13 protein-coding genes are annotated in these 13,614 nt (G+C 30.8%); all 13 read left to right on the top strand.

Features of this window, described 5'->3' with window-relative positions:
* The first annotated feature begins 12 nt into the window (after window positions 1–12).
* The 13 genes from radC (at window position 13) to INR60_RS00995 (ending at window position 13,612) form a co-directional block, all read left to right on the top strand.
* Window positions 13–699 (top strand): RadC family protein, encoded by a 687-nt coding sequence (radC, locus tag INR60_RS00935; RefSeq protein ID WP_194189595.1) that lies wholly within the window; start codon window positions 13–15, stop codon window positions 697–699.
* Window positions 700–717: 18 nt separating this feature from the next.
* Complete coding sequence (locus INR60_RS00940) at window positions 718–1,734, top strand: rod shape-determining protein (protein WP_194189596.1); 1,017 nt, start codon at window positions 718–720, stop codon at window positions 1,732–1,734.
* Between the two features lies 1 nt (window position 1,735).
* Window positions 1,736–2,584 (top strand): rod shape-determining protein MreC, encoded by an 849-nt coding sequence (gene mreC / locus INR60_RS00945; protein ID WP_194189597.1) that lies wholly within the window; start codon window positions 1,736–1,738, stop codon window positions 2,582–2,584.
* Window positions 2,585–2,597: 13 nt separating this feature from the next.
* Complete coding sequence (gene mreD, locus INR60_RS00950; RefSeq protein WP_194189598.1) at window positions 2,598–3,089, top strand: rod shape-determining protein MreD; 492 nt, start codon at window positions 2,598–2,600, stop codon at window positions 3,087–3,089.
* Window positions 3,086–6,139: a peptidoglycan D,D-transpeptidase FtsI family protein gene (locus INR60_RS00955; protein WP_194189599.1), complete on the top strand. Its 3,054-nt coding sequence runs from the start codon at window positions 3,086–3,088 to the stop codon at window positions 6,137–6,139. Before mreD ends, INR60_RS00955 begins: the two co-directional genes overlap by 4 nt.
* Before the next feature lie 300 nt (window positions 6,140–6,439).
* Complete coding sequence (gene minC / locus INR60_RS00960; protein ID WP_194189600.1) at window positions 6,440–7,078, top strand: septum site-determining protein MinC; 639 nt, start codon at window positions 6,440–6,442, stop codon at window positions 7,076–7,078.
* Between the two features lie 17 nt (window positions 7,079–7,095).
* Window positions 7,096–7,893 carry a septum site-determining protein MinD gene (minD, locus tag INR60_RS00965; RefSeq protein ID WP_194189601.1) on the top strand — a complete coding sequence of 266 codons (798 nt, stop codon included), beginning with the start codon at window positions 7,096–7,098 and terminating at the stop codon, window positions 7,891–7,893.
* A 12-nt stretch (window positions 7,894–7,905) separates the two neighbouring features.
* Window positions 7,906–8,178 carry a cell division topological specificity factor MinE gene (minE, locus tag INR60_RS00970; protein ID WP_194189602.1) on the top strand — a complete coding sequence of 91 codons (273 nt, stop codon included), beginning with the start codon at window positions 7,906–7,908 and terminating at the stop codon, window positions 8,176–8,178.
* A gap of 204 nt (window positions 8,179–8,382) precedes the next feature.
* On the top strand, window positions 8,383–9,552 hold the full coding sequence (rodA, locus tag INR60_RS00975; RefSeq protein ID WP_194189603.1) for a rod shape-determining protein RodA: 1,170 nt from the start codon (window positions 8,383–8,385) through the stop codon (window positions 9,550–9,552).
* Between the two features lie 122 nt (window positions 9,553–9,674).
* Window positions 9,675–10,067 carry a hypothetical protein gene (locus INR60_RS00980; RefSeq protein ID WP_194189604.1) on the top strand — a complete coding sequence of 131 codons (393 nt, stop codon included), beginning with the start codon at window positions 9,675–9,677 and terminating at the stop codon, window positions 10,065–10,067.
* A gap of 28 nt (window positions 10,068–10,095) precedes the next feature.
* Window positions 10,096–10,947: a site-2 protease family protein gene (locus tag INR60_RS00985; protein ID WP_194189605.1), complete on the top strand. Its 852-nt coding sequence runs from the start codon at window positions 10,096–10,098 to the stop codon at window positions 10,945–10,947.
* Window positions 10,948–11,067: 120 nt separating this feature from the next.
* Complete coding sequence (locus INR60_RS00990; protein ID WP_194189606.1) at window positions 11,068–12,924, top strand: TIGR03960 family B12-binding radical SAM protein; 1,857 nt, start codon at window positions 11,068–11,070, stop codon at window positions 12,922–12,924.
* Window positions 12,908–13,612: a TIGR03936 family radical SAM-associated protein gene (locus INR60_RS00995; RefSeq protein ID WP_194190948.1), complete on the top strand. Its 705-nt coding sequence runs from the start codon at window positions 12,908–12,910 to the stop codon at window positions 13,610–13,612. The genes INR60_RS00990 and INR60_RS00995 overlap by 17 nt, the downstream gene beginning before the upstream one ends.
* Window positions 13,613–13,614: the final 2 nt, after the last annotated feature.

The following is a 13,614-nucleotide window of genomic DNA, read 5'->3' on the forward strand; positions in this document are numbered from 1 at the left end:
AGGAGAGTTTAGATGAATAATCTTAGAATTAATGATATGCCTAAAAACGAAAGACCTGTAGAAAAGTTACTTTTATACGGGGCAGAGACTCTTACAAACCCTGAACTTTTAGCTATAATATTAAGAACGGGAGTTAAAGGAGAAAATGTCTTAAGTTTAAGTAATAGAATAATATCAGAGCTTGATGGAATTGATGGGATTTTAAATACCTCAATTTACGATGTTATGAAAATTAAAGGTGTTAAAAGCGCTAAAGGATCTCAAATTTTAGCACTTGGAGAACTTTTTAAAAGATTTAGCTACTCTAAAGCTAAAAACAAAGTTTCAAGAGTTAGCAGTCCAAAAGATATATTTAATGTATTTAAGGACGAGATGGGAACTTTAAATCAAGAAGTACTTAGACTTGTTTGTCTAAATACTAAAAATGAAATTATAAAGATTAAAGATATTTTTAAAGGAGGATTAAATTCTTCATTAGTATATCCTAGAGAAATCTTTAATGAAGCTATTAAAAACAATTCAGCTTCAATAATTATTTGTCACAACCATCCGTCAGGGGATCCCACTCCAAGCGATGAAGACAAAAAAACAACCATCCGAATTAAAAAGTGTGGAGACATACTTGGAATCGGGTTAATCGACCACATAATAATTAGTAAAACAAATTATACTAGTCTTAAAGAACAAGGAATATTATAACTGAAAGGGGAATGAAAAATGGGATTTTTCGGAACTAGCAAAGACATGGGAATAGATTTAGGAACTGCAAATACTTTAGTATTTGTAAAAGGTAAAGGTGTAGTTCTTAGAGAACCATCAGTTGTTGCAATAAATAATACAACTAGAAAACCGTTAGCGGTTGGAACTGAGGCAAAAATGATGATAGGAAGAACTCCTGGAAACATAGTTGCAATCAGACCACTAAGAGATGGAGTTATAGCAGATTTTGATATAGCACACACAATGATAAAATCATTAATCGAAAAAGGTGCAAGTAAGAGCGCATTTAAAGCACCTAGAATAATAGTATGTTACCCATCAGGAGTAACAGAAGTAGAAAAGAGAGCAATAGAGGAAGCTACTAAGCTTGCTGGAGCTAGAGAAGTTGTTCTTATGGAAGAGCCGATGGCGGCAGCTATAGGTGCAGGACTTCCAGTTAGTGAACCAACAGGAAGTATGATAGTAGATATCGGTGGAGGTACTACAGAGGTTGCTATCATTTCTCTTGGAGGAATAGTTACATCAAAATCATTAAGAGTAGCTGGAGATGAATTAGATCAATCTATAATAGCTTACGTTAAAAAAGAATTCAACTTAATGATAGGTGAAAGAACTTCAGAGCAAATTAAAGTTGAAATAGGATCAGCATACGATGTTGATGGAGAAAATAAAGTTATGGAAATCAAAGGTAGAGACCTTATAACAGGGCTTCCAAAGATAGTAGAAATAACTGAAGAACAAATAAGAGAAGCTTTAAAAGAACCTGTATATGCAATAATTGAATCAATTAAAACTACATTAGAAAAAACTCCACCAGAACTTGCAGCAGACATAATGGAAAAAGGAATTATGCTTGCAGGTGGCGGTGCAATGCTTAAAGGGCTTGACATTTTAATAAACAAAGAAACTAATATGCCTGTTCACATAGCAGAATCACCACTTGATTGTGTTGTTCTTGGAGCTGGTAAGGCTTTAGAAGATTTCGACAAGATAAGCAAGGACGATAGATTATAATATGAAGCTTCGAAAGAATAAACTGGCAGTTACTGTAATAGTACTGTCAGTTGCATTTTTAGGGATAATTGTTTATTCATTTAAAAGTCCTGATAAAGGTGTAGTAGATAGTGCTGCAGGAACAGCACTTAATCCAGTACAAAAAGTTGCGTATACAATCAATTCAAATTTAAAGAATTTCGTAGATCTTTGTTTAAATTTTGGAACTGTAAAAGAAGAAAATAAGAATCTTACAGCGGAAAATGCTAAGCTTAAAAACGATCTTTTAAAATACTCAAATTTAAAAGAAGAAAATGATAACCTTAGAAAATCTTTAAAGTTCCAACAAGAAAATAATAATTACAATTATATAGCTACTAACATAATAGGGTATAGCGGAGGCAATATGCTAGATGGGTATGTGGTAGATAAAGGATCAGATTCAGGAATAAAAACTGGAATGGTAGTAATAGCTGCAGATGGATTAGTAGGGCAAGTTACATCTGTTGGAAGTAACTGGTCAATTATAAAAACAATACTTAACGAAAATATAGCTGTTGCTGTTAAAGTAAATGATACTAAAGAAAACACTGGTATCTTAAAAGGCTATAGAAAAGGAACAAACGAAGCTGAAGCAAAAGTTGAGAACTTACCTTTAACATCAGCTGTTAAAGAAGGGGATACTATAATGACATCAGGGCTTGGACTAATTTACCCTAAAAACATTATGGTAGGGAAAGTAAAATCAGTTCAAGATGACAAAGTAAATGTTATGAAAACAGCAGTAGTAGAACCAGCTGTTGACTTTAACAAATTAGAAGATTTATATATAGTAGTTCCTAAAGATACACGTAACTTAAAGTATGATTAAGAGGTGATGAATTTTGAAAAAATTAATTATAGTTTTAATTTCTATCCTTCTTTTAATACTTGATAATTCAGTTATGCCGTTTTTAGCGATTCATTCAGCTTTCCCAAGTTTACTATTTACCTTTGCAATATGTTTTTCTTTAGTTAGCACTAGAGAAGAAGCAGTATTTGTTGGAGTTATTAGTGGGCTATTACAAGATATCTATTTTTCTTATGGGTTTGGATTAAATGCTTTAACTAACATGATAATATGTCTAATAGTAGCACACTTTGCTAGAGGTATCTTTAAAAGAAGACTTATAGTACCTGTATCAGTAGTTTTTGTTACTACAATAGTAAAACATTTAGTTATCTATTGCAGTTTAATTTTATTAAATCATACTGGATATATATATAACGTAATATACGTTGCTATATATAATGCAGTAATCGCTGCAATTACCTACAAATTTATATTTAAATTTGCAGATAACGAAAATGTTAGTGATAAGTGGAGGATAAGATGATAGTAAATAAGCCTAAAAAGAAAAGAAAACCTATGTCTAGATATTCTATCCTTTATGGTGTAATGATTTTAATCTTTTCAGCTATCGCATTTAGACTTGTTTATTTGCAAGTTTATAAGAATGATTATTATACAGATAGAGCAAACGAAACTGCAACTAAATTTATGGCAGAAAAGGCACCAAGAGGTGAAATACTAGATTCAAAAGGAAACGTACTTGCTACAAATAGAGAAATTTACACATTAACATATACTCAAACAAAAGAATCAGAAGCTGTATTTTATGATACTATGACTAAAGTTATAAATATACTTAAAGATAGCAAAGATGAGCTTCAAGATGATTGTATTTTAAAATTAGATGATAAGGGGAAATTTTATTTTGCTTACCAAAACTCATCTCAAGATAATCAGCAATTTGAAAAGATTAGATTCTTAAGAGATAGGGGGTTAAATGAGCCTATCGAAAGAGAAATGTATCCTAAAAAAAGTAGCGGTGACTTTACAGAAGACGAAACGGCTAAAGTAAATGCTGAACTTTTAAAGATGACTCCAGAAGACGTGTTTTACCAATTAGTTAAAGACTACGAACTTATTGCACTTGTAGATAAAGATTACAATGCAGAAGGTGAAAAAGGGAAGGTAGCTAAGGCAAAATACAAAGATATGTCAGGAAAAGATTTAACTAACTTGATTTTGCAAAAATATTCTTTAGAAGAATTAAGATCATATATGGTTATTAAAGACGCTATAAAGATTCAAAGTATAAAGGGAAGTAAATCAGTAACTATAGCAAACAACATAGACAAAGATACTTCATTTATTGTTTATCAAAAGCTTAACGAACTTCCAGGGATAGACGTAGCTATGCAGCCTATAAGATATTACCCTTACGAAAAGTTAGGGTCAGCCGTACTAGGTTACGTATCACCTATTGATAGTTCTTTAAAAGATAGTTACGAATTAAGAGGATACGATGCTTCTACTGACCTTATAGGTAAATCAGGTATCGAAGCTTCTTTTGAAGATGAACTTAGAGGAGTTAAAGGTGGTAAAACAGTTAAAGTTAACTCTAAAGGTAAGGTTACAGAAGAGTTATTTAAACTTCAATCTTACCCTGGAAATGATGTTCATTTAACTATAGATAAAGATGTTCAATACGCTATGCAAGAATCTTTAAAAGATACTATAAATACGATAAGAGAAACGGGAACAGATAATAAAGGGCAAAGGTATCCAAACTCTACAAGAGGTGGAGCTTTAGCTATAGATGTAAATACTGGAGCTATTTTAGGGCTTGCAAGTTATCCGGATTTCGATCCAAATCTTTTTGCAATTCCAGGACAGCTTACAAAACAAGAAACAGAACAGTATTTCGCTCCAGATTTAGAGAAGTTTGGTAAAGATTTAATTAAAAGAACAGGCTTAGAGGGAAAGAAAACAGTAGATGATTTATTCCCAAAAGATCAAGCAACAGGATTTAGACAAGATAAATACGATCTTTATCCAAAGCCTTTCTATAATTATGCAACTTTAGGTTTAGTTCCTCCAGGTTCTATATTTAAACCTCTTACTACTATAGCAGGTTTACAAGAAGGAGTAGTTAAGCCTGGTGAAACTATAAATGCAACTGGAATATTTAATATTCACCCTGAAACATTTGGTAAAGGGTTTGCGCCTATCTGTTGGATTTATGAAAATGGTCATGGTTCTCACGGACCTACTGATGCAGAAAAAGCACTAGAAGTTTCTTGTAACTTCTATATGTATGAAACTGCTTATAGGCTTTATAAAAAAGAAGGTGGAGATATAAATGCCTTAAACAGTATAGCTAAATATGCTTGGAAGTTTGGATTAGGACACGATCCAAACAGTAAAGGTAACCCTTCAACTGGTATTGAAATAGAAGAAAACACTTTAGGTCAAACTTATAACTTCGATACTATGAAACAAACAACAATTAATTCATTTACTTACGATCTTAATGATATTTTATCTTCAGGTAAGTACGGAGAGGGAGCACCTATTTACTTCGTTCCTTTTGACTACGCTTATAACGTAAATGATACAGAAAATATAGAAACTCAAAAAAATCAATTAAAAGAAAAGATTAAAAATAGATTACAAGTTATAGGTACAGGGCAAAAAGAATCTTCTAAAGATGAATTTAGAGCAGAGATAACTCCATATGTTAAAAATATTATGGAAAATTCTGATGTTTATAAAGAAAACGTAAAAAAATACGAAAAAGATAATAACAGAAAGGTGAATTTTGATGAGCAAGTGAAATTAGTTTCAGATGTTATAGCTCAATTTACTCTTTCTAAAAAAGCAGATATGACAAGTCCAGCTCAATTAGTATATGCTGCAATCGGGCAAGGTATAAACCAATTTTCACCACTTCAACTTGGAACTTATATAGCAACACTTGCAAACGGTGGAACTAGATATAAGCTTCACCTAGTTGATAGTGTAACAGACCCCGAAGGTAACGTTGTTAAAAAGTTTGACCCAGAAGTTTTAGAAAAGTTAAACTTAGACCCTCAAAATGTTGCGGCTGTAAAAAAAGGTATGGAAAGAGCTAACCAACAGGACCAAGGTACAGCTTTCTCTACATTTGGTAATTTCCCAATACCTACAGCAGGTAAAACAGGTACAGCCGATTTCTCAAGCAACCAAAGAGATTACGGAAGATCACCTTTTGCAACTTATGTTTCATTTGCACCAGCTGATAAGCCCCAAATAGCTTTCGTTGGAGTTATCTATGACGGAGGTCACGGAGGGTTTACAGCACCAGTTGCTAAAGCAACCTTTGAAGCCTACTTTAAAGATGAGCTTCTTAAAAATCATAAAGCTTACACTGAATCTTCAGGTTCATTTAAAAAGTACGTAAAAGATGCACCTAAAGATAACTCAGAAGCTAGCATCAAAAAAGAGCAAGAAGATGAAGCAAATGGTAAAAAAGATAAAAAGAAAAAAGAAGACAAAAAAGATGACTTTAATCCAGTTAAAGATCTTATAAATGGTACTAATACTGGTGGAGAAGACTAAAAAATATAGCGAGATTTATCTCGCTATATTTTTTTATTTTTTTAATTATAAAAAATAAAAAAGTTGATTTTTGTAATATTATAAGAAATTATGTAATGCTAGGCAAAAAAAGATTTAATAATTGGTTAAAATTAAAAGAAACACACTAAATATAAGGTTTTAATGATATAATATTGTGGTAAAAAAATTAAATTTAGAGGATTTTAATAGGTTTTGTAGAATAATAAAAGATGATGGATATTAACTTATCTTAAATAAATTGTGATAGACGATTAATAGAATTGGTGGAGGGACCAATATATGGACAAAAAGATTATAGTAAAAGGAACTAAAAATGGACTAAATGTTGAAATTAATATGAATAAGTTCTCAGGATATGATGAGATGCTTTCAGAGTTAATAGAAAAACTTAGTAAAGGTAAATCCTTTTATAAAGGGTCAACTATTAAGCTTATATTTGACATAACTAGTATAAGTCAAAGAAGTTTAAAAGAACTACAAGAAGTATTACTTAAAGATTTAGAATTTGGTGCAGTTGAACTACCTGAAAGTGAAGCTAAAGAAGAAAAGGAAATGAAAATCTTCTCTGGAGTTTATGAAGGTAGAACTAAATTTATAAGAAAAACTGTAAGAGGTGGACAATGTATATCTTACGATGGAAATATTGTTATAATCGGTGATATAAATAGTGGCTCAGAAGTTACAGCAGCAGGTAATATAATTGTTCTAGGTTCAGTCAAAGGAAGTGTAAGCGCTGGTATATCTGGAAACAGCAAAGCAATAATTGCAGCTTTCTCCCTTCAGCCAGAAGTCTTAAAGATAGGTGATAAAATGGCTTTATCTCCAGATTCAGAGAAGCCTATGTATCCAGAAGTTGCGAAAATAAAAAATGGTATGATAATTGTAGAACCGTATTTACCGAATAAATATATTTATTAGTGGAGGGATTTAAAGAAATGGGAGAAGCGATTGTAATTACATCAGGAAAAGGCGGAGTAGGAAAAACTACAACTACAGCAAATATAGGAACAGCACTTGCAGCTTTAGGTAAGAGAGTAGTTGTTGTAGATGGAGATACAGGTCTTAGAAATTTAGATGTTTTAATGGGCCTTGAAAATAGAATAGTTTATACAATAGTAGATGCGATTGAAGGAAGATGTAGACTTAAACAAGCTTTAATAAAAGATAAGAGATTCCCAAATCTATGTCTATTACCAACAGCACAAACTAAAGATAAAGATGACATAAAAGCAAATCAAATGCTAAAATTAGTTAATGATTTAAAAGAAGATTTTGATTATGTTTTAATTGATTCACCAGCTGGAATAGAACAAGGATTTGAAAACTCAGTAATTGGGGCTGATAGAGCAATCGTTGTTGTAAATCCAGAGATAACATCAGTTAGAGATGCAGATAGAGTTATTGGGAAGTTAGATGCTAAAGGGTTAGAAGACCATAAGTTAATAATTAATAGATTAAATCACGATATGGTTGAAAGAGGAGATATGCTAAGTGCTAATGATATAGTGGAAACTTTATCAGTTAAACTTATAGGTATAGTTCCAGATGATAAAGCTATAACAGTTTCAACAAATAAGGGTGAGCCTATAGTTTTAGAAGAAGGTGCAAAAGCTGGATTAGCATTTAAAAATATAGCTAAGAGAATTGAAGGGGAAGAAGTTCCTTTTATGAGTTTAGAAGATGAGCAAGTAGGTCTGTTTGGATCTATAATGAAGCTTTTCAAGCGTAAATAGGAGGCAGTGGTAATGGGATTCTTTAATAGTTTTGGTGGAGGAAAGCAAAAGCCGAAAGATGTTGCAAAGGATAGATTGAAGTTTATACTTATTCATGATAGAGGAGATATTCCTGAAGAAACTTTAGAAAAAATAAGGGTTGAGATTTTAGAGGTTTTATCTAAATACATAGAGATACAAAAAGATGATGTTGAGATATCAGTTTGCAAAGAGGGGATAGAAGAAGGTGCTAATAGCTCTTCTTTAGTTGCAAACATTCCAATTAGAAATATAAGAGGTCAATAGTTAAAAAAGCTAAAAATTTAAGGGCAACCTTATTTTTAGCTTTTTTATCTTTTATGATACTTATTTAAGCATTTATTAAAAATTTCTTATTTTTGATTTCCTTTAATAATTTATGTAGAGATTGGAACTATAATAATATATAATAAGTAGTGTTTGATATAATAAAATTAGACAAATTATGAGAAAATTTCAGGAGGTGAGAATTTGCTTAGAGGAGACTTACTATTTGATAGAAGAGATTCATATAGTGACAAATTTAAACTTGATTTTAAAAAAATAAGAGATATAGATAAACCTTTATTATTCTCAACAATAGCGCTTGCTCTTTTTGGGATACTTAACATATACTTAGCAACTAAAGGGAATACAGATCCCTTTGCTACTGCAAAAAGACAGTTTATTTGGCTTATAATATCTTTAATAGCTTTATACATATTTATGGCAATAGATTATAGAGTACTTTATAATTATGTTCCCATTTTTTATTGGGGCTCAGTACTACTTCTTTTTGCAACTAAATTCTTTGGAGTCGTAGTTAATGGTGCTAGAGGTTGGTTAAAGTTTGGACCTATTTCGCTCCAACCAGCAGAGGTTGCAAAAATAGCTATGATTATGATGCTTGCAAAAAAACTAGAAGAGATAGATTCAGATATAAATGAACCAAAAAATTTCTTTATGTTAGTGTTTTATGCAGCAGTTCCAGTTCTTTTAATTGTAACTCAACCTGATATGGGAATGACTATGGTATGTTTCTTTATGGTACTTGGAGTGTTCTTTATAGCAGGACTTGATAAAAGGATTATACTTGGAGGGTTTGCAGCGTTACTTATAGGAATAGTTGTAGTTTGGAATTCAGGATTGATTCAAGATTATCAAAAGGGAAGAATAACTTCATTTTTACACCCAGAGGCAAACTCACAAGGAACGGGGTATCATTTAAATCAATCACTTATAAGTATTGGTTCTGGAGGGGTATTAGGAAGTAGACCTTCAATCAAAACAGACGGAAGTACAGGATATGCAGCGCAACACGTTCCGGAAGTTCAAACTGATTTTATATTTGCAGCAACATCAGAGCATTGGGGACTTATAGGTTCACTTTTTGTATTATTTTTATACGGAGTACTGATTAGTCGTATGATTGCAATAGCTAGAACCTCAAAAGATATTTTTGGTTCTATTATTTCAGTTGGTCTTGTATCATACTTCCTTTTTGCGATTTTCCAAAATATCGGTATGACTATAGGACTTATGCCAATTACAGGTATAACACTTCCTCTTGTAAGTTATGGTGGTAGTTCGCTTTTAACTACTATAATGTCAATTGGACTTGTACTTAACATTGGAATGAGAAGAAAGAAAATAAGATTTTAATTTATAAAAGACATACAAAATATTTAAGTTTTGTATGTCTTTATTTTTTTATTATATAAGCATAATATAATCATCTTCTAAATATAATTTTAATAGTGTTACTTAAAAGGGAGATGATTAAAATGGGTAGTTATAGAAGAGAGTATGAGGACTATTATAGCGGTTTAAAAAGTGGGGGAGAGCTAGGGGATTTAGATAAAAATAATACTAAAATTAATCCTAAATTTGTAAAGCATAGAAATGATTTAGCTATAAGTAGAGGGGTTAATTATTATAAAGGAACTAAAGAAAGAGAAGAAAATAGCATAGTAAAAGTAATATATTATGATATTTTAGGCGCTATGATAATATTTTTAATTTTCTTAAGCTTTATTGGACTTAAAGGTTTCGGAAGAGATGGACTTTATAAGGAAGCTAAAGTAATGATTGAAAAAAATTATACTGTAGATGAATTAAAAGGATTTGTCAATTTGGATTGGGTACTTGAAAAGATAAAAGAAATAAAAATAAAATAGGTTTAGCAATTTTGATTTCGGGGTGGTTATGAAAAAATCTATTAAGTTTTTACTATTAGATATAGTGATTCTTGCTATAGTAATTAATTTTAATAATCTGTATTTATTAGGTTTTTTATTTATCTTCTTGCATGAAATTACTCATGTGTTTGTAAGTAAGTTATATGGATTAAATCTTTATAAGATAGATTTTTTACTTATTGGTACTAAGGCGGAAATAGAGGAAATAGAAGACTTAGACCCTTGTAAGAGATTTATTATATATTTTAGTGGACCTTTTTTGAATTTGATTTTTGGATTAATATTTTATATAATTTCGCTAAAAGTAAATTGGTCCTTTTTAAATATATGTTATAGCCTTAATTTTGGGTTGTTCTTTTTTAATATTTTACCTTGTTATCCGTTAGATGGCTCTAGGATGCTTGAAATTATAATTATGAAATTTACTACATTTAGAAGAGGTAAAAGGATTGTAAGTATTATAAGTTTTATGATTTCAGGTATTTTTATAATTAGCTTTTTTTATCTTCTTATATTACATAAAATTAATGTTACATTATTGTTAGTTGGAGGGCTTTTTATTTATTCAACTATAATTGAAAGAAAAGCAACTTCTTATATAATGATGAGTGATTTAATTAAGAAAAGAAAAAGGATAGAAAATGAAGGCTATATACAAAATAGGACAATATCTGTTTATTATAAAATGAGCCTTTTGAAAGTTTTAATGCTTTTTGAAAAAGATAAGTTTAATACATTTTATATATTAGATGAAGAGATAAAATTATTAAAAATAATCCATGAAGATGAAGTAATAAAAGGTTTAAAAGAATATGGTGATATTTCTTTAGAAGAGTATCTTAAAAGAGAGGATGTATAAAATATACATCCTCTTAGTCTTTTTGTGACTAAATTCGATAAGGATAGAAGAAAAATGTAATTTGTGCTAGAATAGAGGAATGAAAAAATGATAGTTTAATTTTAGGAGGATGTAATTTTAATGAATAAAATTTCAGATAACATCTTAAGTAAGGTTGAAAAGCCAGCTAGATATGTTGGTGGAGAACTTAACCAAGTTATTAAAAATCCAAAGGAAGTAGATATTAGATTTGCTTTTTGTTTTCCAGATGTATATGAAGTAGGAATGTCTCATTTAGGAACAAGAATACTTTATCACACTATAAATGAAAGAAAAGATACTTATTGCGAAAGAGTTTTTGCACCATGGCCAGATATGGAAGAGGAAATGAGAAAAAACAACATTCCTCTATATGCATTAGAATCAAAAGATTCATTAGAAGAATTTGATATGCTTGGATTTACTCTTCAATATGAGATGAGTTATACAAATATTTTAAATATGTTAAATATGTCAGGAGTAACACTTAGGGCATCAGAAAGAGGAGAAGATGAGCCTATAGTTATGGCAGGTGGACCTTGTGCTTATAACCCAGAGCCACTTTATGATATAGTAGATTTCTTTGAACTAGGTGAGGGAGAAGAAATGATGAACGACGTTTTAGATGTTTACTCTAAATTTAAAGGTAAAAAATCTAAAAAAGAATTCTTAAGAGAAATTTCAAAAATAAAAGGTATTTACGTTCCTTCACTTTATGATGTTACTTATAATGAAGACGGAACTATTAAAGAATTTAAACCTAAATTTGAAGATGTACCTTCTGTAGTTCAAAAAAGAATTATAACAAACTTTGATAAAGTAGAATTCCCTATTGAAGACATGATAGTTCCTTATACTGATGTAGTTCACGATAGAATCGTGCTTGAAACAACTAGAGGGTGTACTAATGGTTGTAGATTCTGTCAAGCTGGTATGATATATAGACCTGTTAGAGAAAAGAGTCGTGAAACACTTTTAAAGCAGGCTAGAGATCTTGTAAAATCAACAGGATACCAAGAAATATCACTAGCTTCATTAAGTATTTGCGATTATTCAGATATTCAAAATCTTATATTAGATTTAGTAAAAGAACATAGTGACAACAAAGTAGGGGTAGCACTTCCTTCAATTAGAGTAGATGCATTCTCTGTAGATTTAATTAAAGAAATCCAAAAGGTTAGAAAAACTGGGTTAACATTTGCACCAGAAGCTGGTTCTCAAAGAATGAGAGATGTTATAAATAAAGGATTAACAGAAGAAAGAATATTAGAAGCTACAAGATCTGCTTTTGAGTCAGGTTGGAGCACTATAAAACTTTACTTTATAATAGGTCTTCCTTACGAGAAAATCGAGGATTGTGAAGCTATAGGAGATTTAGCAGGTAAGATGGTAGAAGAGTATTTTAAAGTACCAAAGGGAGTAAGACAAAAAGGACTTAGAGTTACAGTAAGTACTTCAATTTTAGTTCCAAAACCATTTACTCCATTCCAATGGGCACCTATGGAAAGAATGGATGCTGTAGGTGAAAAAATCAAAGCTGTTAAAATGTCACTAAAATCTAGTGCTATAGTTTATAACTACCACGAGCAAAAGACCTCACTTATGGAAGCTGTATTTGCAAGAGGAGATAGAAAACTTTGTGACGTACTTATAAAAGCTTTCGAAAAAGGATGTAAATTTGACGGTTGGTCAGAATACTTTAAGTTTGATTCATGGCTTGAAGCTATGGAAGAGTGTAATGTTTCTCCAGAATTCTATGCTTATAGAGAAAGATCATACGATGAAATACTTCCTTGGGACTTTATAGATATAGGAGTTAATAGATCATATCTAGAAAGAGAAAACGAAAAAGCTAAAGATGCTATTTTAACTCAAAACTGTAGAAAAGGATGTACAGGTTGCGGGGTAAATGTAAACTTTAAAGAAGGGGAGTGTTTTGAAGGTGCGTTACTTAATTAAATTTACTAAAGAACCAGAAATAAAATTTATAGGTCACTTAGACTTAATGAGAACTATTCAAAGAATAATTAGAAGATCAGAAATACCAGTTGAATATTCAAAGGGGTTTAATCCGCATATGTCACTTTCAATGGCCCAACCTCTTTCAGTTGGAGTTTATTCAAGCGGAGAGTATATGGATTTAGTTTTAACTTCCGAAGTAGATACTAAAGAAGTAATAGAAAAATTAAATAAAGTTACAGCAAGAGGGGTTAAGTTTTTAGAAGCAAGTAAAGTTTATCCACCTAAACAAAACGAAAAGAAATTTCCTCAAGCGATGGCATTAATAGATGCAGCTAAGTATACTATCAAAATAGAATATGAAAATTTAGATAATTTCGAAGAAGAAATGAAAAATCTTTTAAGTACTAAAGAGTGGATAATGACTAAAAAGACTAAAAGAAGTGAAAAAGATGTTGATATAAGACCTATGGTTCACGATATAAAATATTGGACTAAAGATTCTTATGGAGTTTTTAATGTTATTATAAGTTCAGGAAGTAGAGCTCACCTTTCTGCTGATTTGTTTAGTGATTTAATAAAAAAACACACAACAGGAGTTTTAGAAGATCAATTTATAGAAATCAGAAGAGAAGAAATGTATATTGATAAAAATGGAAGCTTAATACCGCTTTATAAATGTATATAGGA

This window comes from Clostridium chrysemydis, from assembly GCF_015234215.1.
Taxonomy (GTDB): domain Bacteria; phylum Bacillota; class Clostridia; order Clostridiales; family Clostridiaceae; genus Clostridium; species Clostridium chrysemydis.

Bases quoted from the DNA above. Each gene is read 5' to 3' on its own strand.
- radC (WP_194189595.1), top strand. From the start codon at position 13: ATGAATAATCTTAGAATTAATGATATGCCTAAAAACGAAAGACCTGTA.
- INR60_RS00940 (WP_194189596.1), top strand. From the start codon at position 718: ATGGGATTTTTCGGAACTAGCAAAGACATGGGAATAGATTTAGGAACT.
- mreC (WP_194189597.1), top strand. From the start codon at position 1,736: ATGAAGCTTCGAAAGAATAAACTGGCAGTTACTGTAATAGTACTGTCA.
- INR60_RS00955 (WP_194189599.1), top strand. From the start codon at position 3,086: ATGATAGTAAATAAGCCTAAAAAGAAAAGAAAACCTATGTCTAGATAT.
- minC (WP_194189600.1), top strand. From the start codon at position 6,440: ATGGACAAAAAGATTATAGTAAAAGGAACTAAAAATGGACTAAATGTT.
- minD (WP_194189601.1), top strand. From the start codon at position 7,096: ATGGGAGAAGCGATTGTAATTACATCAGGAAAAGGCGGAGTAGGAAAA.
- minE (WP_194189602.1), top strand. From the start codon at position 7,906: ATGGGATTCTTTAATAGTTTTGGTGGAGGAAAGCAAAAGCCGAAAGAT.
- INR60_RS00980 (WP_194189604.1), top strand. From the start codon at position 9,675: ATGGGTAGTTATAGAAGAGAGTATGAGGACTATTATAGCGGTTTAAAA.
- INR60_RS00985 (WP_194189605.1), top strand. From the start codon at position 10,096: ATGAAAAAATCTATTAAGTTTTTACTATTAGATATAGTGATTCTTGCT.
- INR60_RS00990 (WP_194189606.1), top strand. From the start codon at position 11,068: ATGAATAAAATTTCAGATAACATCTTAAGTAAGGTTGAAAAGCCAGCT.